A 21,865-nucleotide genomic window follows, 5' to 3' on the forward strand; every position below is an offset into this window, starting at 1 on the left:
GTGGTGGTGATGGATAATTTATCCGCACATAAACTAGATTCAATTGTGCCAATGATTGAAGCTGTAGGTGCGAAAGTTATCTGTTTATCCTCATATTCCCCCGATTTTAATCCAATTGAACTATGGTGGTCACAACTTAAATCTTTTTTACGCAGTTTCGCTCCAACTACAACAGAAATGATTGATAAGCTAATCTCAGTTGCACTCGAATTAATAAATCCTCAACATTTAAGAAACTGGTTTGCTAGTTGCTGCTACTGTACCTCATAACAGCCGTAGATGCTGTAAAATATCCGTTCCGAGATTTCAGCAGGAGCGGTGTTTTGCTTGGTATCAACGCAAATACCCTCGTCTCGTTGTTAGATGAGAACGTCAAAAGGTTTATTTTGACGCATTCATTGACCTCGCTACCATTCACATCTGGATTAACAAAATATTATTAGTGGGATAGGTTCTAATTAATATATTTTTCGTTAGATTGTGACTGTGCTTTTGAGCGCATATCTTCGCCCACAGTTACGTTCAACTGGTCACCAATTAATAAAACAGCGGCGCTCATCGACAGCCAGAGCATTAAAACTATCACAGCCCCTACAGCACCATAGACTTTATTATAATTACCAAAATTCGCCACATAAAGCCGAAATAGGGCAGACAACATTGCCCAGAAAACAGCTGCTAAAATTGCTCCAGGCATCATTGGCGTACCTGGGTTCCACTGGCTTGGGCCATAGCGATAGACAAAGCTAAAGGCGACAGCAACAATACTTAAAGCTAAAGGCCAGCGTAACAGCTGCCAAAGATGCAACAAGAAAATCAAAGAACCATTTCCGCGTACTACCATTCCCAACAGTAGGTCACTGGTAAACACTAAGAAAGAAGCCAGCACTAAAAGCAACATAGTACCGACTGTTAATCCCAGAGAGACGAGCTTGGCTTTCCAAAAGGGACGGATCTTTTCTGAAGGAATTTGATGGATTTGGTCAAAGGCGGTCATAGCGGTACTCACCGCCCCAGAAGCAGTCCAAATTGCTAATACAAAGCTTAGAGAAAATAAACCACTATTTCTAGAATTGGTAATTTCTGTGGTGGCAAAATCACGAATCAGAATCAGGGCTTCTTCAGGTAGGACTTGACTGAGTTGAACCGCCAATTGTTTAAAGGTGGCTTGCAAAGATTCTGCCAACAAACCAATGGCTGTGAGGACAGCAAGAATTGCTGGAAACAACGATAACATGGCGTTGAAGGCGATTTCTGAGGCCAGTCCCATCAGTCGTCTTTCGATTGTCCTGGCAAAAGTTTTTTTGAGTGTGCGCCAATTGAGGTGGCGAAAGAAGCGAAAAAAACGAGGCTTTGGCATGATTTAGAGTTAAAACTGGTTGACTTTATTAACTACTGTGCCAAATTTTGCGTAGCGATCGCATCTATCTTTTTACCGCAACAACACCGAGTGGGAAGTCTAATGACTCTTGACTAATGACTAATGACTAATGACCATTGACTAATAACTAATGACTATTTATTTATGAATCAAGATTTAACACAACAGTGGTTGACAGAAATCCAGGTACTCAAAGAGCAGATGGCGGGACTTCAAAACGATCGCGATGCGGCTTGGGAAAGTGCCCAAAAATGGCGTCAGCTTTACAACACAGAAGCAGAACAACGGCGTACAGATGCCCAACTGTCCCAACAAGCGATCGCATCGCTCAAGGCAGACCTACATAAACTCCAGGGTCATGAGGTCGACACATTGGCTGTTGGGACACCAGTAATTGCGATCCAACAAGAAATAGAACAACTACAATCTGTGGAGGACTTGCAAGCTAAACTCATCGCCGTAATCAAAGAACGCGATCGCCTCTTGCAAGCTTTGAAAACTGAGCAGGATAACCATGCCCAAACGCGCAATAGTTTGACTACTGCCTTGGGTGATGCTATTGATAGCTTGACACGGGAACGAGCCGGAGGAGAAAAAAAGAGTCAATGACGCGCGTGAACTTCAGTGTTTTTGAATTGTTACAGCAGTTTTTAGGTATTTAGACCACAACTGAGATGGGGAAAAAGAAGAGACGCGATTTATCGCGTCTTTGTGATTTTCATCAAATAAACCTTAACCGAACAGCAGAGTGGTATCAATACGGTTCGGATAAGCATTTTTCACTTTCCTTGTGGTCTGGGGAAAGGGTAAGGGGTAAAGGGTAAAGGATGTATTCAAAACCTTTCCCCTTTTCCCTTTGCCCTTTAACCGAACCGTATTGAGAGTGGTATAGGTAACGCTAAGTAGGTTGGCGTAAATAATTATCGTTGGAAAAAGGCAGGGGGCAGGGGGCAGGGAGCAGGGGGAGAAAGGGTTTGAGCCTTGTTTACTTTTATTCACACAGTTTGGTTTTATTGTGCCGACTTACTTATCCTTGTCTCGGCTGAATGCCAGATGCAATTAATGTCTCTATCGAATTGCTATCAAGGGGTTGGGAGAAAAAATATCCCTGTGCGTATTTGCATTTCATCGCTCTAAGTTGTGTCAGTTGTTCTACATTTTCTAGACCCTCTCCTATTACATCTATATTTAGACTCTGTGCTAGGGTGATGATCGCTTGAACAATCTCCAAGTTTTCTCCATTAGCACCAATCTTAGTAATAAACGAACGATCAATCTTCAAGGCATTACTTGGAAAGCGGTGCAGGTAACTCAAGGATGAATAGCCTATGCCAAAATCATCTAAGTGTAATTGGATATTCATTTGTTGCAGTTGCAAGAGCATAAAAGCTGCTGATTGAATATTTTCCATAAGTACACTTTCGGTAATTTCCAGTTTTAAGCTGCCGCCTTCTAGACCAGTGTCTTGGATAATTTGGTTAATTTGCTCAATCAATCCAGGTTGTGAAAACTGTTTAGTGGAAAGATTGACACTGATTGTCAAGGGTGGGTCAGTAGGAAATTGTATTTGCCAAGCCCGCATCTGCCGACAAGCCTCGCCCAGTACCCAATAACCAATAGGGATAATCAGCCCAGTTTCTTCCGCCAGTGGAATAAAGTTGTCAGGAGGAACTAATCCGTGTTGTGGGTGCTGCCAGCGAACAAGAGCCTCGAAGCCAATAATCTTGCAAGTTTCTAACAAAACAATTGGCTGGTAGTAAACCTGAAACTCATGGCGTTCAACTGCCCGTCGTAGATCCATCTCTAACTCTAATAGTTTTGTTACTTGGCTGTACATGGTTGAGTCAAATATCTCATGGCGTGCCTTACCCAATGCCTTAGCGCGATACATTGCAATGTCAGCATCGCGCAGGAGTTCCTCTGGATGGTTATAACTACCCTTGCTCAGGGTGATGCCAATGCTGACGGTGGTAAATACTTCGTACCCGCTGAGTTGGAACGCAGATGTCAAAGCTTCGTGTATTCGCTCCACTACACCTGTTACGTCATTGATGTTGTTGAGATCATCAAGCAAAATTGTAAACTCATCTCCCCCTAAACGGGCAACTGTGTCTCCAGAGCGCAGGCAATTCTCCAATCTGCGAGCCAGGGCAGTTAGTAGTTGATCGCCAATCATATGGCCGAGACTGTCGTTGACAACTTTGAAGCGATCTAGGTCTAGAAAGAGAACAGCGAATGTATAGTCTGTACGTCGTTTTGCCAGCATGAGCGCACGCTCTAGCCGTTCAAGAAATAAGGCGCGGTTTGGCAGACCGGTTAATATATCGTGAAAGGCATCATAAATTAATTGCGCCTCTGCAAGTTTTAGAGCAGTAATGTTGCGAGCGATACTCAAGACAAAATATACTGAACCATCGTTAGCCAATTCAGGCACAAGCCGGGTATGGTAATGTCTTGTTTGGGAAGCGATCGCTAGACTGCATTCAAACTCTGTCTCTTGCTTAGTTTGGAAAACTTGCTGGAGCTTGCGATCGCATATCCGGCAAAATTCTTCCGGCAGACTTAACTCTGCGTTTGTTTTGCCGATAAATATTTCGGCTGATATCCCTGTAACCTTTTCAATAGCTGGATTAACGTAAACATAGCGCAATTGAGAGTTAAATCTGGAAATAATATCGGGTGCATTTTCAACTAGTGCTTTGAATTCTTGCTGGCGACGCGCTAGTGCCTCCAATATCTGCTTACGCTCGGTGATATCTTGAAAGACCAAAACTGCACCCGTGATGTTACCGTTGTCATCTTTAATAGGTGCAATACTATCATCAATTGGTATTTCTACACCGTTTCTAGCAATAAGTATTGTCTGTTCTGGTAGACCGACAGTAACGCCAGACTGAAGGACTTGCGTTATCGGACTTTCAATTATTACACGAGTTTTTTCATGAGTAATATTGAATACTTCTGTTGCTTCTTTACCGAACGCATCTGAATAATTCCAACCCGTCATTACCTCCGCAATAGGATTCATAAAAGTCACAGTTCCAGATGCGTCGCTAGTAATTACAGCATCTCCAATACTTTTAAGTACAGTAGTCAGCCATTGTTCATTCTGCTTTAATTTTTTTTCCGTTCGATGTTTGGAAAGGGTAATTTCAATAGTGAATTTTAATTCTTTTTCTTTGAAAGGCTTGAGAATGTAGCCAAATGGCTCTGTTACCTTTGCTCGATCCAATGTTGATTCATCTGCATTAGCAGTAAGATATATTATTGGAACATTAAAAATATTATGAATTATCTGAGCGGCCTCCACACCGTCCATCTTCCCTTTGAGATGAATATCCATTAAAACTAAATCTAGAGAATCATCTGCTGCCTTCTTAATTGCTTCTTCTCCAGAATCGGCAAGTCCCAGAACAGTGTATCCAAATTTCCTTAGCCGATTTTGTATATCCATTGCCACGATGATTTCATCTTCAACAATTAATATATTTACTGGGTTCATGATTTTGTTTAACTGATAAATTTAGAAATCTTTAGTCGGGAATGTAATTTTATACTTCACTCCGTTATCGCTGATAAAATCGATATTGCCTTGTAGTTGATGTGTTAGACCTTTTACTAATCGCAAACCTAATGATTCTGTAGCTTGAAAGTCAAAATCTTGGGCAAAACCGACACCATTATCACTGATAGTAAGTGTAAATAAATTGGGTTCTATAGAGCAAAAGTCAATACAAATTTCTCCCATTTCTCTTTGGGGAAAGGCATATTTTAGGGAATTTGAAATAAGTTCGTTGATAATTAAGCCGCAAGGAATAGCTGCATCAATGACTAGAAAAACCTCCTCAATATTCATTTTCAAAGTAATAGCACTGGAATTAACGTTATATGAATAAAACAAATTAGTTATTAAATCTTGGATATAGTCAGCAAAATTAATCCTTGCCAAGTCTTGAGATTGATACAGTTTTTCGTGGATCAGAGCCATTGATTCAATCCGGTTCTGGCTATCTTTGAATACCTCAAGGGCTTGATTGTCCTTGAGATACTCTGCTTGTAGGTTGAGCAGACTAGAAATAATCTGTAAATTATTTTTTACCCGGTGATGAATTTCTTTCAATAGCACCTCTTTTTCTTGAAGCGATGCTTTAATTTGCTCCTCTGCTTGTTTACGCTCCCGTCTCACCTGTGCCTCACGTAACTCGCGGGCAACAGCAGGGATAAGTCGTGCTAAATTGCCTTTGATAATATAATCATGGGCACCAGCTTTCATGGCTGCTACTGCGGTATCTTCACCAATAGTTCCTGAGACGATAATGAATGGCAGGTCAAGCCCACTTTCCTTGACCTGCTTCAATGCAGCAGGGGCGCTAAAAGTGGGCATGGAATAATCGCAAATGACGATATCCCATGTTTGCCCTGCGATCGCAGCTTTCATGGCTGTGGGTGTATCAATCCGTTCAAAGGTTACTTCATAGTCACCACGTTGCAGTTCACGCAGCAGCAAGAAAGCATCGTCTTCTGAATCCTCAACAAGTAATACGCGCAGAGGTATACCCATGTAATTCGTAATTCGTAATTCGTAATTAAGAAAGTCAGCCTTGCATCTATAACCTGATTTTGGAGGATTGGAAATTTATACCCTTGGGGGTGATTCGTTTAAGACAAACCAGTACAACCCTAGTTGGCGCACTGCTTCACTGAATTGGGAAAAGTCTACTGGTTTGCGAACATAGCTATTAGCACCCAAACTGTAGCCATTGATTAAGTCTTGCTCCTCCTTGGAAGAAGTGAGAATGACAACAGGAAGGATTTTTGTCCTGTCGTCGGTTCGCAGCTGTCGCAAAACTTCCAGACCATCCATTTTAGGCAACTTCAAATCCAAGAGGATGAGATGGGGCATAACACTCATGTCGCGATCGGCGTACACACCTTTACCAAAGAGATAATCTAGGGCTTGTACTCCATCGCGTGCTACCACTACCTCGTTCATAATATTGTTTTTCTTCAGTGCCCGTAAGGTTAGCGCTTCATCGTCAGGATTGTCTTCTACTAGTAGAATCATGTTGTATATTTTCCTTATAGTTAAAGGGTGAAGTAAAATGTTGCGCCTTGCTCTACTGCACTTTCAGCCCAGACACGGCCACCATGACGGTGAACGATCCGCTGGACAGTAGCTAGTCCGATGCCAGTGCCTTCAAACTCAGTCATGGCGTGCAGGCGCTGAAAAGCACCAAAAAGTTTTTCAACATAAGCCATATCGAAGCCTGTGCCATCATCACGGACAAAATACACATGGGTGTCGTCTTGCTGCAAAAGCCCAAATTCTATCCTTGCTCTTTGATGTTTTCCTGTAAACTTCCACGCATTACCCAGTAGGTTTTCTAGCACGATCCGTAACAGGTGAGCATCGCCATTGGTAACTAATCCCGGCGCGATCGCAAACTCTACTTGGCGTTCTGGTTGTGTTTTGTGCAACTCTGTAGCGATCGCCTCTACCAATGCGCTCAGATCAACCTCCTCACGCCGCATTTCACTGCGCGTCAATCGTGACAGATTCAGTAAATCGTCGATCAGTTGTGCCATCCTCTGGGTGGCTGCACGCACTCGCTGGAGGTAGTTTTGACCTACCCCGTCTAGCTTATCGGCATAATCTTCTAGTAGCGCTTGGCTAAAGCCATCGATGCTCCGCAAGGGGGCCCGCAAATCGTGAGACACAGAATAACTAAATGCTTCCATCTCTTTGTTAGTCGCTTCGAGTTGTGCTGTGCGTTCTGCAACTCGCTGCTCAAGCTGGACGTTCAGGCGCAGAATCTCTGACTCCGCCTTTTTACGCTCATTAATTTCAGTTTGCAATTCTTCGTTAGTGTTTCTCAGTTCGGCAGTCCGTTTGTTAACCTCTATTTCTAACTCATCACGAGCCTTTTGCAGAGAATTTTCCATCCGCTTGCGTTTGACGAGTTCTTGATTGGTGATCATGGCTGCTAAACCAACGATAGCAGAAGCTATAACGCTGCCAAAAATAGTCAGCAAAGTTGTTTGATGAGCGCTGGCGTTCGCCTCCATTGTCCGCTGTTTCAACAACTCATTCTCTTCGTTTTCCATAGCCGTAGTCAGCATTCGGATGTCCTCCATGATCTGCTGTCCTTGATCTGTCTGAACTATTCGCAACGCGGACTCTAAATTTTTGCTCCTCGCCTGAATCGCCTGTTCGATCAAAACTAGTTTTTTGGCAATCATGGGTTCAAGGCGATCGAGCCGCCGTTGTTGATTGGGGTTATCCACAGTCAATTGGCGCAGAGCCTTAAGTTTCTGAGCAATTTCGCCAGTTGCACTGCTATACGGTTTCAGATACTGTTCTTTGCCCGTAAGAAGATAGCCCCGTTGTCCAGTCTCTGCATCTTTGAGTTGTGACATTACTTCTTTAGTCTTTTCCAGCACCTCGCGCGTATGTGTGACCAATTGAGCGTTTTCTCTATACTGAAGCAAACTAAGATACGAGACTACGCCAACACCAGCCATAATTGCCACTGCTATTACAAAACTGCCCGTATTCTTTTTGTAAATAGCCCATTCCATTTTTTACCTTCCTAGTTGAAAAAGTAGCCGCTAACTAAAGTGGTAAAAACGTTGAGCCACCCCTGTAGAAGGTTAATAGCCCATTAGTACAGCGTTAGCGACTTAGAAGACGCGTACTCCTACGGGGATCTACGCATAGCGTCCTGCACGGAAGGAGAAGGGTGACTAGCAGCCCCAGTAAGCGGCTATATCTTCGTTCCACCAAACAATACCCATGAAAAAATTGGCTTGCTCAATAAGAATTTTGTTTAATGTCAAAACCCATATAGAGACGGGATATATCGCATCTCTATCTTTTGATCCATACTCTAAATCAGCAATGCCAAAAGTTTTTCACGGTATTACTTGTCATAGTCGTGCTAGCTGATACCAAGTTTTTTAACTTCTAGAGCAAACTAGCTCTAATAAAGGATATCTATATTAGGTAATTATTGTGAGCGTATATTTTCTGACTCGTTAGCAAGGCAAATAATAAATTTTGTTCAATTATTCAGTATATTTCCCCAGCGATCTTCAAGAGATTTTCGCTTGCATAAATTATATCGATGTGCTATGTGATATCAGCAATTGCACTTAAAAATCTTTGGTTGTACTAGCTTGATATTAAATTGACTTATTTAATACGTAGACTAGATAGAGACATTAGGTAATGTAGGGGAGCAGGGGAAGAATAACTAACTTAATTAATCCTTAATGACAAAATAATTCGTAATTCGTAATTCGTAATTGATGAAGGGGAAGAATAACTAACTTAATGAATGGCTAATGACTAATGACTGTGACGACTTCGGAATTGCTGAAATAAGGTAAAAATAATAGGGCATGGGGATAATTAACTCATGTAAATAACTCAAGGCAAGGTAAAGTAACCATGCTCAGGCGCTTAATTGTGATTGTGACTGCTGCTATGCTTTTTAGCAGTTCCTTGACGCTGGCACAGACTAAAAAGCCCACACCACCGGATAGATTTCCACCTAGTCCCCTAGAAATTACCACACCCGATCCACTGCTACCACGTTTGCCCAAGGATAAACAGCGGTTAACTCTCCAAGAACAGCAAAAGTTAGAACCAGCGCTGGATGCATTAAATCAAGAAGGAGCAGCGAAACTGCAAGCAGGAGATCAGGTGGCGGCGTTTGAAATTTGGAACCGGGAACTTCGCTTGCGGCGCTTTTTAGGTTCATTAGCAGAGGTGCAAGCACTATCACGAGTCGGGGCGATCGCTTGGCAGCAAAATGATGGGCAAGAAGTACAATATATTACGCAGCGATTGCAAGCAATTCAAAAGCAGGCACAATCTCAGAAAAAAACTGCCCAAATTGATCTAGAATTGTGGCGATCGCTAGGCGAGGCTTACCAAAATGTGCGATCACCTAAACTAGCTGTTGAAGCTTATGACCAAGTTTTGTTAGTGGTGCGAGAGCAAAAAAATACAACCGCAGTAGTAGAAAACCTAAAGATAATTGGGGAACTACATTTGAGTTGGTTTGATTATCCCAAAGCCGCCCCAATCTACGAGGAATTGTTGGGTTTAGCTACTTCTCAAGGCGAACGTGTAAACGAGGTAACATATCTGAAACGGCTGGCTTACATTTACGAGCAGACAAAACAACCGCAGCAGTCATTGAATGTACTTAATAAATTAGCAGAAATTTACATCAATGAAAATAATCTTACTGAAATACCAGAATTAAAGCTAGCGATCGCTTCAAATTACGAATCTCTAGCAACGGAAAACCCTAACTTACTGCTAGAAGCATTTAACAATTATCAAGAAGCTTATATCACAGCTTGGCAATTACAGGAGTACGTTCGGGCTGGTGAAGCCTTGCAAAAGTTAATTGCGCTGTACCGTTCTCAAGGACAAACAGACGAGGCTTTGCAGGCTAGCCAAATTCTTGTGCAGACGGAGGCGCAAGCCGCCAACTTTTACGGGCTGATGCAAGCTTATGATCAAATCGGGCAATTGTATCTAGAACACAAAGAATTTCCTCAAGCACTAACAGCTTTTCAAAAAGGATTAGAAATAGCGCAACAACTCAAACATCAGGAAGCATACTTTACTGGGCAAATTGAAAAAGTCTCGAAAGCAAATTTGTAGCTAATATTTAGATAGTTGAATGGGAATTGAAAAACTTGATTAGTTACAATAGTGCCAATATTATCACCTCTGTTACAAGCTGCTAATGATTTTATTGAGACAGTTCACGGACTAAGCTATCGCCTGAAGCAGCTTTAATTTCTGGCTTTTGATTATATACCCGATTTTTACCCGATTCCTACCTGATATTTCCACAACTATTTTTTAAGGTGATAGATCCGAATAACTCCTCGGAACACCACATAGCAAAATCCCCTGAGCCAAATTATCTATTTGGTTTGGGGGGTTTTGATTTCAACTAATAAAAATCCTCTTTGATGTTGCTAACAATAATTACTCCATGCAAATTCTGTGTCAATACCTGCCCAAATTAATTAATACTTCACCAATTTGCAACGCATTGTATCTTTGAATTTGGGCAAGATATACAGCAGTTTTCTTTTACATGAGGTACAAAGTCGCTGGTTTTGAGGCAGGATAGCGTAGCGGTAGCGAGTCTGCGAGCGTCGGCAGAAGGCAGGAGGAAGAAGAATAATTTGATTTGTGAATCCTTGGTTCTGTACCTCATTTAGTTGCAAAGTGCTGTAATAGCAACAGAAATAACCGCATCTTTATGTCCAGTAAGAGAAATTTTCAAGCTCCCATTTTCTTGAGTAATACACGAAATTACACTAGTAAATACAGAGCGCGATCGCTAGTTAAGAAATCTGACTTTTCACGGTATCTGTAAAACCTCACTTCTATTTCTCTCTCCTAAAAGGAGAGAGACTTTGAGTTTCCCCCCCTTCCCGATGCGGGAAGGAGGTTAATCGTTAGCTTTTCCACATGGACTGAATTGTCAGGTTGAGAAATCGCCATAGATTTGGTAAAAAAGAATGTAGAGACGTAGCACTGCTACGTCTCTACAAGAGTTCTAGATAACGCATATTTAATTTCTAGAGATGTCTACTAGAGAACTGAGATGAGTAGCTGTGAATAGGTGAAATTTATTTTATGTAGGGTGGGGCATCGCCCACCCTTCATCGTTATTCCAATGCCTCAGCAGTCTTCTTCTTATCCAACTTGAGAATTAATACTCCCAAAGGTGGCAAACACAAATCCAGCGAATAGGGACGACTGTGCAAAGACCAATCATCCGTCCACTTACCGCCTAAATTGCCCATATTACTGCCGCCATACTGACGCGCATCACTATTGAACAACTCGGTATAAAATCCCTTTTGCGGTACACCAATGCGGTAGTGAGAATGGGGTTGTGGTGTAAAATTGCAAACAACGATCGCAAAATCATCAGAATCCTTGTCACGACGGATGAAGGAAACTACACTATGGCGATTATCGCTACAGTCAATCCACTCAAACCCAGGTTCAGCAAAATCCTGGGTGTACAAAACTGGTTCAGAACGGTAGAGATGGTTCAATTCCTGGAAAAACGTTTTTAACTGTTGGTGGGCTTCATGCTGCAATAAATGCCACTCCAAATCTGCCCAAGCATTCCACTCACTCCACTGCCCAAACTCCATGCTCATAAACATGGTTTTTTTGCCTGGGTGAGCAAACATATAGCTAAATAAACAACGGATATTAGCTAACTTTTGCCATGTATCCCCCGGCATTTTACCGATGATATTGCTTTTGCCATGCACCACTTCATCGTGGGACAGAGCCAGCATAAAGTTCTCGCTGTGGTTATACCACATACTAAAGGTGATGTTGTTTTGGTGGAACTGGCGGAACCAAGGATCCATGCTGAAGTAATCCAGCATATCGTGCATCCAGCCCATATTCCACTTCAAATTAAAGCCCAGTCCCCCTGTGTAGGTGGGCCAAGATACCATTGGCCAGGAAGTAGATTCTTCAGCAATTGAGAGAATACCAGGGAAATAACTAAAGATAATGTGATTTACCTGACGCAGAAAATCTGCTGCTTCTAGATTTTCTCTGCCGCCGTACTGGTTGGGCAACCATTCTCCTGGTTTGCGGCAATAGTCGTTATAGAGCATTGAGGCAACAGCATCAACACGAATCCCATCAATGTGGTACTTGTCAAACCAGAAGAGGGCATTTGCTGCGAGAAAATTACTAACTTCATGGCGACCGTAGTTGAAAACCAAAGTACCCCATTCTTTGTGTTCGCCCTTGCGGGGGTCAGCGTGTTCGTAGAGGTGGCTACCATCAAAGAAAGCTAAACCATGTCCATCTTTGGGGAAGTGACCGGGAACCCAATCTACAATTACTCCTATATCATTTTGGTGACATTTATCAACAAAATACATGAAATCTTCGGGGCTGCCAAAACGGGAGGTGGGGGCATAGTAGCCAGTTACTTGATAGCCCCAAGAACCATCAAAGGGATGCTCCGCAATGGGTAGCATTTCTAGATGGGTGTATCCTAATTCTTTGACATAAGGAATGAGTCGGTCAGCTAGTTCCCGGTAGGTAAGGAAGCGTGCGCCGGGCTTAAGTTCAGAAACGATAACTACAGGTTCAGTTTCACCATTTGGCAGTTTAGCTGGTTCCGCACTCGAAGCGTGTAACCAAGAGCCTAAATGCACTTCATAGACTGAGACAGGCTGGGTGAGGGGGTCACTGTGACGCCGCTTCTCCATCCAGTCTTTGTCACTCCAACTGTAAGAATTTAAATCAGTGACAATGGATGCGGTTTTTGGGCGGGGTTCCTGCTGGAAACCATAGGGATCAGATTTTTCGTAAATGTGCCCTTCAAAATTTTTGATTTCATATTTGTAATGCTCTCCCACACCGATTTCAGGAATAAACAATTCCCAAACCCCGGTGGGGCCTTTACGCATTTGGTGTTTACGTCCATCCCAGAGGTTGAAATCTCCCAACAATGAAACGTTGCGAGCATTGGGTGCCCAAACGGCAAAATAAACGCCTTTAACGCCACCTATCTCCGTGGGGTGCGCTCCCAGTTTTTCATATATCCGGTGATGGTTGCCTTCACTAAACAAATGCAAATCAAAGTCTGTCAAGTTAGGAGAACGGAAAGCGTAAGGGTCATAGGTGACTCGCTCATGTTCCCCTTCTTTAATCCGTAACTGGTAGTTTGCCAGTTCTGCGGTTTCAATCGTGCATTCAAAAAAGTGGGGATGATGCACTGTTTGCATTGGGTATTCCTTGCGTTGTTCAGGAAGAACCACCCATACTGCACTTGCATTTGGTAGATAGGCCCGCACAGCCCAGACAGTTTTGCCATCTTGTTCTATGGGATGAGAACCTAATATTTCAAAGGGATCGTTATGCTGATTCCAAACGATGCTGTTAACCTGTTCAGGGGCGATCGTGGTCATGGACATGAAGCTACCTAAGTGAAATAACGTGATTGACTAAATCTACTTTTTTAATATCTATATATATTCTTTACATTTATTTGCAATTTTGTCGCCACCGTTATCCTACATCAGAATGAGACATCAGTCTTTTTAGGAGGTGGGGAGTGGGGGAGATGGGGGAAAGCTTTTGACTTTTGACCCTTGAGTAATTTATCAAAAATTTAAAAATGGGAAAAACTGAAGTAACGTTTTACGTATGCGAAGCAAGAAAATCTGTTCCCGAATTTTGGGATCTAGTTTTGGTGGCGGGGCTTTTTGCAGCTGGGCTTGTAATTGGATGTATTCGGCAGCTGTTAGGAATTTTCCATCAATAGGCGATCGCGCTTCTATGATAATCTTTGTGCGTAATATTTCTTCTGGCGTATCCTCTGGTGGCGGTAATGCTATTACTACTGATCCCCAATTGCTATTTAATATAACAAAGGTTGCGGTAATCACAATTAAGCCCAGTAATTTTATTAACTTTCTCGCTTTAACTCTCCCCATCTCCTGAACTGCGCTCACAACGCAGGATGAAAATCTGTTTTTCACGCACCCAATGACCAATGCCCAACTTTCAAACTAGACATTAGAATTTTCCCAATAAAAATCTGGCAATATCAAGGGACATCACCAGGTCTCTTCTGATACAGAATAGACTACAGGGAATGCTCAAGAGCAATTGCCAGCGATCGCGATTAATTGTTTTGCCCGATCAAAACTTAGGAATCTAAGGCATTCCCAGCACCAAACGAAAGAACTACTTTGCCTACAAGATAGCTTAGATTTACAGAACTCTACTCGTTTGAACGTGGAACAAGATTCAGTTAGGTGCAAATTTGAGTGGGACACTTGGTTGAGGACATAATCCTCTTCACCAGTGTCCTCTACTTCCTACCCTACTTAGCTGATTTTGAGCAATCTAGGCTCTGATACACCAACATAAGGATGTAGGTTTTCACGTGAACCTAATTAATTCAAGCTATGTAGTGAGGAACTTTGTCACTAAGCAGTTTTAGGCGTGATTTAAACTAAAGTTTAAGATGCCTTATTTAGGAGTAGCAGTGGTAGCGGGAGTCACTGCGGGAGTAGTAGCAGGTGTAGACCCAACAGGAGGTGCATCAGTTGGTTCACCTGTAGCAGCTGGAGTACTAGTACCAGCACCATCACCGCCACCTTCACAGGCTCCGAGAATTGTAGCCAGACTTAACATTAGAGCCAAACCAAAGATTTTTGTTTTCATAACTCCTCTTTCACCAATTGTGGCTAGAACAATTTTTCACCTGTTGAATACGATACCGTATTTATTGCTTTTTTTTTAATCCTGTGAGATTACATACTTCAAAAAAACAATCCTTTGGGGTATTCTTTTTCGGATTGGTTATCATACAGCCATCTGATTAGTTTCTCTTAATTCAGGAGCAAAACGGAGATTACCAAATTTTTTAGCAAACCGAGCTATCATAGCAAAAAATTTTATTTTTTTCACGGAGTATTGCACCTTGCTGCTCCGCGTTGCCATACTTTAGTTGCAATACCTAAAGTACAAGCTGTCCAGTTGCTAATCGCTGATTGCAAACATTGCAATATTTAGAGGATGCAAACATTGGTACAGCTACCTATCAGAACAGTTAAAAGGGTGTAGTGTGTTATGTGTGCTTATTGCACAGAAGGCGGTTTTAACCTAAGCAAAAACAGACAATTAAGACAATCAATCTAAAGTACAGTATTTTCCATCTAAAAAATTTATGGTAGTTGCTCGTAAATCTGCTGTTTCTACAAGGGGTAATTGGTTCCGGCGAGATTCTATCCTTTCTTTAGGAAGGCGACGCTCTGCGCGTCTGGAGTCGGCAGCCCAGAGCGCTCCTCTAGCCGCTGCCAAAGCTGCACCAGTATCCTCTCAAAGACGACAGCGTTCCTCGAAAAATCTCGCGGTTTCTCCCACAAATGAGGCAGTTATACCCAAATCGGTGAAACACTTGGATAGACAACAAGTGCCAAATCTCAATGAGCAGTCTAGTGCAAACCAGAAGACTCCGGGAGTAGGTTTTCTTCGCTTTCCCATAATGCCTAATTCTGGGGCGGCACCTTTGTGGTTGCTGCGCTTGTATACCTTTCATCGTTATTCGACCGTTTTAGCGTTCTTGTTAGTAGCATCGACACTTGCTGTTTATGGCTGGACGGTATATTCTCAAGACCTTTGGAGTAAGTCATATCGCAGACTGCAAAACCTCCAACGTCATGAGCGGCTGCTGACGACAACCAACGCGACGTTGATAAATAAAATGGCTAAGGACGCAGAAGAATCAACAGCAAATCTGGTATCCCCGACTCCTCAAGGGATGATTTTCTTACCTCCAGCATCTCATAGCCCTAAGCCAGTATCGTCTAATACAACGCCAAATTCTGAAACGCAACAGCAAACACTCTCGCCACTGGGGTATTAATCGTAATTCGTAATTCGTAATGACGCTCGCGGACTCGCTACCGCTACGCTAACGTAATTCGTAATTCAGAAGGTCAGATTTACAGCAATTTTCAGGTAATTCAATCATACTGTAGGGGCAACTGTGCCTCCTTTGCAAAGATTGTGGTTCAAAAGTTATATGAAAAACGCTGTAATCTGAGTTCCCACCTCTTACATCTGTAGCTTGATTTTGGAGAATAGGTAAAAGGCTAAGAGTCATTAGTCATTAGTCGTTACGACTCAGACTTGTGGCAAATGACAAATGACTAATGACAAAGGACGAACTCAATGCAGAAGTCACCAAGTAGAACAAAATTCAGAAAGTTTCGGAATCCAGCATTCAAAAGGCGACAGAAGGGTTCTAAACGAGGTTTCTTGGGGACACTTGCCTCTAGTATCCAAGAACAAACATCCAACACCAAGTCCCGACTGTTCATAGTATGGAGCATATTAATGGCAGCAGGGTTGGGCTTGGGTATCAAATTGTATAATCTGCAAATTGTCAAGGGCCCAAAGTTAACCCAGCAGGCACGAAACCAGCAAATGATGAATTTGCGACCTTTTATGCCCCGTCGCCCGGTGGTAGATCGCAATAGTAATCTGTTGGCGATTGACCGTCCTGTATATACTTTGTACGCTCATCCCAAGCTGTTTGATAAGTCTAATGAAGAGATAGCAGAGCGACTTGCCCCAATATTGGCAAAAGATACTGCTGAATTGGTAAAAACTTTTCAAAGCAAAAGAAGCGGAATTATACTTACTCCAGCCCTACCCGAAGAAATTATTGATCGCGTCACTTCTTTGCGCTTAAATGGTTTGGAGTTAATTCAAAAATACTCCCGATTTTATCCGTCAGACGATTTGGTTTCTGACGTGGTGGGTTATGTGAATATTGACCGTCGTGGTCAAGCGGGTGTGGAATACTCTCAAGAGAAGTTGCTAGAACGTCCTGTGCAAACGGTGCGGCTCAGTCGGTCGGGTAATGGGGCCGTGATGCCGGATCATGCGCCCGAAGGTTTTTTACATTTTGATGATTTGCGGCTGCAACTCACAATCGATAGCCGTCTGCAACGAATTGCCCGCGTTGCGCTCAAACAGCAGATGGAGAAGTTTGACGCTAAACGTGGGGCGGTAATTGTAATGGATGCGTTGGATGGTTCCTTACTCGCCCTCGTTTCTCAGCCTACCTATAACCCTAATGAATACGCTAAAGCTAATATCTCGCTATTTAAAAACTGGACGGTGGCGGATCTTTATGAACCGGGATCGACTTTTAAGCCTTTGAATGTGGCGATCGCTCTAGAGAATGGTGTCATCAAAGCAGATGATATGTTTAATGACTCCGGTTCCATTCGAGTAGCTAATTACACCATCAAAAATGCTATGAACAATGGTTATGGGCAAATCAACATTGCTCAAATCTTGCAAAATTCCAGCAACATTGGCATGGTACGAATTATCCAACGTTTAAAGCCTTCAATCTACTACAACTGGCTAGAACGCTTGGGGCTAGGACAAAAAGTTGATACAGATTTACCTTTTGAAGTTGGTGGTCGGCTCAAAAGTCAAGAAGAATTTATCGCTTCACCAATTGAACCAGCTACTACTTCCTTTGGGCAAGGCTTTTCTCTGACACCGTTACAGCTAGTGCAAATGCACGGTGCTTTAGCCAATGGTGGGAAGTTGGTAACACCTCATGTAGTTCGAGGGCTGATTGATACCAAAGGGCAGATGCATGATTTACCCTCTCGCACCATACCACGCCAAATTTTCTCAGCCGCAACAGCCCAAAAGGTTGTGGAAATGATGGAAACTGTTGTTGATGAAGGTAGCGGGAAGCCGTCACAAATTCCGGGATATCGCATTGCTGGTAAAACTGGTACAGCCCAAAAAGCAAGTCCTAATGGTGGCTACATCAAGGGTGCTAGAATGACCAGCTTCGTGGCTATTTTGCCTGTGGAATCTCCTCGATATGTAGTGTTCGCACTGGTGGATGAGCCAAAAGGAGAAAGTGCCTATGGTTCTACTGTCGCCGCACCAATTGTGAAGTCGGTGATCGAAGCACTGATTCCTCTTGAGGAGATTCCGCCCAGTAAGGATATTGAGCAGCAGACGAAAGCGCCGTAGGGAGCAATACAGTTCAGTTAAGCATTCCTTTCTTCCCTTTTATTCTCTTTCTTCTCTTCCTTTGCGCCCTTTGCGCCCTTTGCGGTAGCCTGCGGCAAGCCGCTCCGCGTCTACGTTAAAAAATTGACTTTGTTTGACAAAGAGTTAAGCCTTAACCCAAGCGTATTGCCGTAGGGAGTGGGGAGATGAGGAAGCAGAGGGGCAGGGGAGACGAGGGGACAAGGTGACTTAAGTGAGAACTTGCAACAAGTCTTTCCCTTCCCCTTGTCCCCAATTCCTCTTCCTAATGCCCAATGCCCCTTTTCTTTTTTCCTCTAGACTTAATCTTTCTTTATAACCAAGGAAAGAGGTAGAGAAAGCTACTCATGTGGGAAGTTAGGTATTAGAGATGAAACTAATTTCTTACTTTTCCAAATCTACCAAAGATTCCATGCAAAGCAATTTAGTTATATTTCCTAACGCTGGAGTTGCGAAAAAGAGCACGCAAGCAGAAGAAAGAACAATTACCAACTACGACCGTGCTGAGGAGCAATTTATAGAACTGCTAGCAATGGAGGATTTGGATCATCAACTAGATGTAAAACCTGCAATAGCTAGTGAGTTTGAACAGGCGCTCTCAAGGGCAATTCGCGCCGCCTATAAAAACGATCGCTCTGATGAACAGGCTCACCGTTTTCTCCAACGAATACTTTATCGAATTAATCGGCTAAAACTGTTTTGGTACGACGATTTGCGGCACTATATCAATGAGCGATCGCTTTACTTGTGCTCATGTCGTGACCAAATTGAAGCTGCTTGGCAAAAGTGGGAACTGGCACAAATCGATGTGGCTGCACTGCAACAATTGGATGTAAAACAAGCGCTAATTGAGCGCACATCTGCCGATTTAGATCCGCCTTTGTCGGACAGTAGTCGCTATATTCGTGAGGAAATGACTGAAGCCGGCTATCGTCACCTGCTAGCGATCGGCTCTTTTGATGGCTTGGTTGAAGCTAGTCATCTTTCGCGCATTTTGGGTGGTGTTGCTAATGAAGTGCAGTGTACCCTGATGCGAGTACTAATAGAAGAATACGGCAATGGTCGTTTATCACGCAAGCACTCTACATTTTTTGCCCAAATGCTTGCTGAATTTGGAATGAATACTGAACCAGAGGCATATTTCGATTTAGTACCTTGGGAAGTTTTGGCTTCTACAAATCATAATTTTCTGGTGACTGAACGCAAACGCTATTTCTTGCGTTACAGCGGTGGTTTGACTTATTTTGAAGTGGCTGGCCCTGCGGTTTACAAAAATTATATGATGGCGGCGCAACGGCTAGGACTCTCAGAAGTAGCGGTGGGTTATTGGGAACTGCACATCAGAGAAGATGAACGCCACGGCCGTTGGATGTTAGATGATGTGGCTTTGCCATTAGCAGAACGATATCCCAATGATGCATGGGAACTGGTGCTTGGTTACGACCAGCAGAAACTCATGAGCGATCGCGTCGGTACTGCTGTTGTGCGATCTATACGCGAAGCCAAACAATGCGGCTTACTTATTTAAGAAATCTAAAAAATTAGAAATTAAAAAGCTGAGAGTTTTTCTGGCGTTTCTAATTTGATGTTTCTAAATCATCCTATTGCTAATCCACCTACAACCCAATTTCTTTAGTGAAAACTTCTTGACTAAAGGAATAGTTATTTATTGACTTGATATTAAAGCAGTAAATAACTTTTTATTACATTGATGATTATACCTTAAATTGCAGTCAAATGAAAGATATCTTTTTTTGCCCTGAAGAATCTAATTTCTACTCAAACTGCTTAGACAGTTTTGTGATCAGAAATTGCAAAAGCTACGAATCTATTGTGGAGTTTGGATCAGGAGATGGTAGCCCTGTAATTAATTCTTTATTGAAAAACAAGTTTGATGGGGTAATTCAGGGATTTGAATTAAATACCTCTGCATGGAAAGTCGCAAATTCAACCATTGATGAATATAATCTCACTAATAAATACATAATTCATAATTCATGTTTGTTTAATTCTTCTCAACCCGATGCTGAGTATCTTGTAGCCAATCCACCCTATCTCCCCGCACCAGATAATGATATTTATATGCCACTCTTATTTGGGGGCGTAGATGGAGCCACAGTTACCAACGATCTTTTGTCGTTAGGTTATGAAAATGTGTTGGTTTTAATATCTAGTTTTTCTAATCCAACAAGCACCCTAAACCTAGCAAAACAGAACGGTTATTGTGTTCAAAATTTCATGGTATTACCTTTGCAATTCGGGTACTATAGCTCTGATCCCAAGGTAAAGAACCACATAGAAAAACTCAGAAAAAACAAGATGGCATTTTATTCTGGCGATTATTATTTTTTAGCTGGCGTTTTATTTAACAAATGCCAGGATTCTGTAATTGATTTATCTAATCAATTAACTCAGGTTATGACTAGTTTGTGAAAATCCATAGACTCAGATTCCCGACTTATTTATAAAAGTTGGAAATCTTCTTTTTGATGGCTGCAAATTTGATTTTATGGAGAACAAAGTTTAAATCGAAAATTTTCATTCATAGCAAAAGCCGTATCCGGGTAGTCGCTAAATACGCCATCAACACCTAAGCTCAAAAATAGCTCATATTCCCCTTGGGGATTTCCTTGAAAGTCCAGTGGCAAAAAACAGTCTTCATTGCGGAAAGTCCAGACATGAACCAGCAAACCAACTGTATGAGCATCAATGGCTAAAGATGTAGGCGATTGCAATTTACCATTACTGTCTCTCGGAACCAGTAAATTTTTATGAATACCAACGGCCTGTGCATATTTAGAAATTTCTTCTAAACCTGATGCAGTGACTAAATCTGCATAAGTGCGTTCATCGCCACTAACGACAAAATCATAAGGTTTACCACTGTTATTCAGCAATTGCACCAGAGGTAAATCTGTCTTTGTAGATAAATCTTGTAAATTACTCACCTCAAAAGACTGAATAAAAATAGGTGCATTAGCGCCCTGATAACCGTTGGCTGTCAAAGTTGCCAATAGGGGTTCTTCTAGGGCTAACCCAATAGATTTAAAGTAAGTTGGGTGCTTAGTTTCTGGGTAAATGCCGATCGCACGATTAATTTCGGCACTTTTAGCCTTAACTAAATCGATGATTTCTTGGAGAGTGGGAATTTCTAAGAGTCCATCATAGGCGGTATTTTGCGATCGCACTTCAGGAATTCGCTCTTTGGCTCGTAGTGTTTTAAGTTCTACCAGGGTAAAGTCTTCAGTAAACCAGCCAGTTTTGGATTCGCCATCAATAATTTTGGTGGTTCGACGGTGAGCAAATTCTGCATGGCTAGCAACGTCGGTGGTTTCGGAAATCTCATTTTCGTGACGAGCAATTAAAACACCGTCTTTGCTGGAAACTAAATCAGGTTCAATATAATCAGCGCCCAGCGCGATTGCTAATTCATAAGCAGCTAAAGTATGTTCTGGACGATAACCACTAGCGCCTCGGTGAGCAATTATAATTGGGGGCTTACCTGCAAAATTTTTAACCATAATTGGGTACCATTTGTAATTTTGTAAGTTAAAAATTCAAAAAAATTAAATATTAATTTAGGTGAGCGGATGGCAAGTAATAATATTGAAATTGTTTTCAGTTTTGATACAACTGGGAGTGTACCCTTGCCTTACCCAGGTACGGCGAAAAATCAAAAATACCGTTACCAGACTGATAGATGAAATTCCCTTGATTCGGATTGAGATTATTGCTCATGGTGACTATTGTGATGCAGGTTCCACTTATTTAAGTAAGTCGGCGTAAATAATTATTGTTGCAATAAGGCAGGGGGCAGGGGGCAGGGAGCAGGGAGCAGGGGGAGGGATAGTCGTAGTGAA

General features: G+C 42.4%; 17 protein-coding genes. 8 read left to right on the forward strand and 9 right to left on the reverse strand.

Going from position 1 to position 21,865, the window contains the following annotated elements; translation table 11 throughout:
• Positions 1–270, forward strand: a 270-nt coding sequence (locus F8R90_RS33830; protein WP_196510769.1) for a transposase, incomplete at its 5' end; no start/stop codon positions are given.
• A 184-nt stretch (positions 271–454) separates the two neighbouring features.
• On the opposite strand, the gene F8R90_RS11025 is transcribed toward F8R90_RS33830, so the two are convergent.
• Positions 455–1,360 carry a YihY/virulence factor BrkB family protein gene (locus tag F8R90_RS11025; RefSeq protein ID WP_196510770.1) on the reverse strand — a complete coding sequence of 302 codons (906 nt, stop codon included), beginning with the start codon at positions 1,358–1,360 and terminating at the stop codon, positions 455–457.
• Positions 1,361–1,525: 165 nt separating this feature from the next.
• Here F8R90_RS11025 and F8R90_RS11030 point away from each other — a divergent pair, with 165 nt between their 5' ends.
• Positions 1,526–1,990, forward strand: coding sequence for a hypothetical protein (locus tag F8R90_RS11030; protein ID WP_196510771.1), 465 nt, complete (start codon positions 1,526–1,528; stop codon positions 1,988–1,990).
• Positions 1,991–2,408: 418 nt separating this feature from the next.
• On the opposite strand, the gene F8R90_RS11035 is transcribed toward F8R90_RS11030, so the two are convergent.
• The 4 genes from F8R90_RS11035 to F8R90_RS11050 form a co-directional block, all read right to left on the reverse strand.
• Positions 2,409–4,883 carry a GGDEF domain-containing response regulator gene (locus F8R90_RS11035; RefSeq protein ID WP_196510772.1) on the reverse strand — a complete coding sequence of 825 codons (2,475 nt, stop codon included), beginning with the start codon at positions 4,881–4,883 and terminating at the stop codon, positions 2,409–2,411.
• Between the two features lie 21 nt (positions 4,884–4,904).
• Complete coding sequence (locus F8R90_RS11040) at positions 4,905–5,942, reverse strand: sensor histidine kinase (RefSeq protein WP_196510773.1); 1,038 nt, start codon at positions 5,940–5,942, stop codon at positions 4,905–4,907.
• 75 nt (positions 5,943–6,017) lie between these two features.
• Positions 6,018–6,446 carry a response regulator gene (locus F8R90_RS11045; protein ID WP_196510774.1) on the reverse strand — a complete coding sequence of 143 codons (429 nt, stop codon included), beginning with the start codon at positions 6,444–6,446 and terminating at the stop codon, positions 6,018–6,020.
• 20 nt (positions 6,447–6,466) lie between these two features.
• On the reverse strand, positions 6,467–7,960 hold the full coding sequence (locus F8R90_RS11050; protein ID WP_230966248.1) for a sensor histidine kinase: 1,494 nt from the start codon (positions 7,958–7,960) through the stop codon (positions 6,467–6,469).
• Between the two features lie 871 nt (positions 7,961–8,831).
• On the opposite strand from F8R90_RS11050, the gene F8R90_RS11055 reads away from it, so the two are divergent.
• Positions 8,832–10,061, forward strand: coding sequence for a tetratricopeptide repeat protein (locus F8R90_RS11055; protein ID WP_196510775.1), 1,230 nt, complete (start codon positions 8,832–8,834; stop codon positions 10,059–10,061).
• Between the two features lie 1,025 nt (positions 10,062–11,086).
• Here F8R90_RS11055 and glgB read toward each other — a convergent pair.
• The 3 genes from glgB to F8R90_RS11070 form a co-directional block, all read right to left on the reverse strand.
• Entirely contained in the window at positions 11,087–13,378 is a 2,292-nt protein-coding gene (glgB, locus tag F8R90_RS11060) for a 1,4-alpha-glucan branching enzyme (protein ID WP_196510776.1), read from the reverse strand.
• Positions 13,379–13,567: 189 nt separating this feature from the next.
• Positions 13,568–13,900, reverse strand: a complete 333-nt coding sequence (locus F8R90_RS11065; protein WP_196510781.1) for a hypothetical protein — start codon at positions 13,898–13,900, stop codon at positions 13,568–13,570.
• Positions 13,901–14,441: 541 nt separating this feature from the next.
• The gene (locus F8R90_RS11070) at positions 14,442–14,636 is read right to left on the reverse strand and encodes a hypothetical protein (protein ID WP_190894479.1); all 195 of its coding nucleotides are present in this window, start codon (positions 14,634–14,636) and stop codon (positions 14,442–14,444) included.
• A gap of 505 nt (positions 14,637–15,141) precedes the next feature.
• Here F8R90_RS11070 and F8R90_RS11075 point away from each other — a divergent pair.
• From F8R90_RS11075 to F8R90_RS11090, 4 genes are all read left to right on the forward strand, one after another.
• Entirely contained in the window at positions 15,142–15,840 is a 699-nt protein-coding gene (locus F8R90_RS11075) for a hypothetical protein (protein ID WP_196510777.1), read from the forward strand.
• Between the two features lie 308 nt (positions 15,841–16,148).
• Positions 16,149–17,987 carry a peptidoglycan D,D-transpeptidase FtsI family protein gene (locus F8R90_RS11080; protein WP_196510778.1) on the forward strand — a complete coding sequence of 613 codons (1,839 nt, stop codon included), beginning with the start codon at positions 16,149–16,151 and terminating at the stop codon, positions 17,985–17,987.
• 430 nt (positions 17,988–18,417) lie between these two features.
• Positions 18,418–19,533 (forward strand): iron-containing redox enzyme family protein, encoded by a 1,116-nt coding sequence (locus F8R90_RS11085; RefSeq protein ID WP_196510782.1) that lies wholly within the window; start codon positions 18,418–18,420, stop codon positions 19,531–19,533.
• 209 nt (positions 19,534–19,742) lie between these two features.
• Positions 19,743–20,438, forward strand: a complete 696-nt coding sequence (locus F8R90_RS11090; protein WP_196510779.1) for an SAM-dependent methyltransferase — start codon at positions 19,743–19,745, stop codon at positions 20,436–20,438.
• 74 nt (positions 20,439–20,512) lie between these two features.
• Here F8R90_RS11090 and F8R90_RS11095 read toward each other — a convergent pair whose 3' ends face one another.
• Complete coding sequence (locus F8R90_RS11095; protein ID WP_196510780.1) at positions 20,513–21,526, reverse strand: glycerophosphodiester phosphodiesterase; 1,014 nt, start codon at positions 21,524–21,526, stop codon at positions 20,513–20,515.
• A gap of 118 nt (positions 21,527–21,644) precedes the next feature.
• Between F8R90_RS11095 and F8R90_RS11100 the strand changes: the two genes are divergently transcribed.
• On the forward strand, positions 21,645–21,791 hold the full coding sequence (locus F8R90_RS11100) for a hypothetical protein (protein ID WP_230966249.1): 147 nt from the start codon (positions 21,645–21,647) through the stop codon (positions 21,789–21,791).
• Positions 21,792–21,865: the final 74 nt, after the last annotated feature.

Origin of the sequence: Nostoc sp. NZL, from assembly GCF_015714705.1 — a bacterium.
Classification (GTDB): Bacteria; Cyanobacteriota; Cyanobacteriia; order Cyanobacteriales; family Nostocaceae; genus Nostoc; species Nostoc foliaceum_A.

What these genes read in the sequence shown, in the direction of transcription:
- F8R90_RS11025 (WP_196510770.1), bottom strand. Translation starts at nt 1,360, where the DNA reads ATGCCAAAGCCTCGTTTTTTTCGCTTCTTTCGCCACCTCAATTGGCGC.
- F8R90_RS11030 (WP_196510771.1), top strand. Translation starts at nt 1,526, where the DNA reads ATGAATCAAGATTTAACACAACAGTGGTTGACAGAAATCCAGGTACTC.
- F8R90_RS11035 (WP_196510772.1), bottom strand. Translation starts at nt 4,883, where the DNA reads ATGAACCCAGTAAATATATTAATTGTTGAAGATGAAATCATCGTGGCA.
- F8R90_RS11040 (WP_196510773.1), bottom strand. Translation starts at nt 5,942, where the DNA reads ATGGGTATACCTCTGCGCGTATTACTTGTTGAGGATTCAGAAGACGAT.
- F8R90_RS11045 (WP_196510774.1), bottom strand. Translation starts at nt 6,446, where the DNA reads ATGATTCTACTAGTAGAAGACAATCCTGACGATGAAGCGCTAACCTTA.
- F8R90_RS11050 (WP_230966248.1), bottom strand. Translation starts at nt 7,960, where the DNA reads ATGGAATGGGCTATTTACAAAAAGAATACGGGCAGTTTTGTAATAGCA.
- F8R90_RS11055 (WP_196510775.1), top strand. Translation starts at nt 8,832, where the DNA reads ATGCTCAGGCGCTTAATTGTGATTGTGACTGCTGCTATGCTTTTTAGC.
- glgB (WP_196510776.1), bottom strand. Translation starts at nt 13,378, where the DNA reads ATGTCCATGACCACGATCGCCCCTGAACAGGTTAACAGCATCGTTTGG.
- F8R90_RS11065 (WP_196510781.1), bottom strand. Translation starts at nt 13,900, where the DNA reads ATGGGGAGAGTTAAAGCGAGAAAGTTAATAAAATTACTGGGCTTAATT.
- F8R90_RS11070 (WP_190894479.1), bottom strand. Translation starts at nt 14,636, where the DNA reads ATGAAAACAAAAATCTTTGGTTTGGCTCTAATGTTAAGTCTGGCTACA.
- F8R90_RS11075 (WP_196510777.1), top strand. Translation starts at nt 15,142, where the DNA reads ATGGTAGTTGCTCGTAAATCTGCTGTTTCTACAAGGGGTAATTGGTTC.
- F8R90_RS11080 (WP_196510778.1), top strand. Translation starts at nt 16,149, where the DNA reads ATGCAGAAGTCACCAAGTAGAACAAAATTCAGAAAGTTTCGGAATCCA.
- F8R90_RS11085 (WP_196510782.1), top strand. Translation starts at nt 18,418, where the DNA reads ATGCAAAGCAATTTAGTTATATTTCCTAACGCTGGAGTTGCGAAAAAG.
- F8R90_RS11090 (WP_196510779.1), top strand. Translation starts at nt 19,743, where the DNA reads ATGAAAGATATCTTTTTTTGCCCTGAAGAATCTAATTTCTACTCAAAC.
- F8R90_RS11095 (WP_196510780.1), bottom strand. Translation starts at nt 21,526, where the DNA reads ATGGTTAAAAATTTTGCAGGTAAGCCCCCAATTATAATTGCTCACCGA.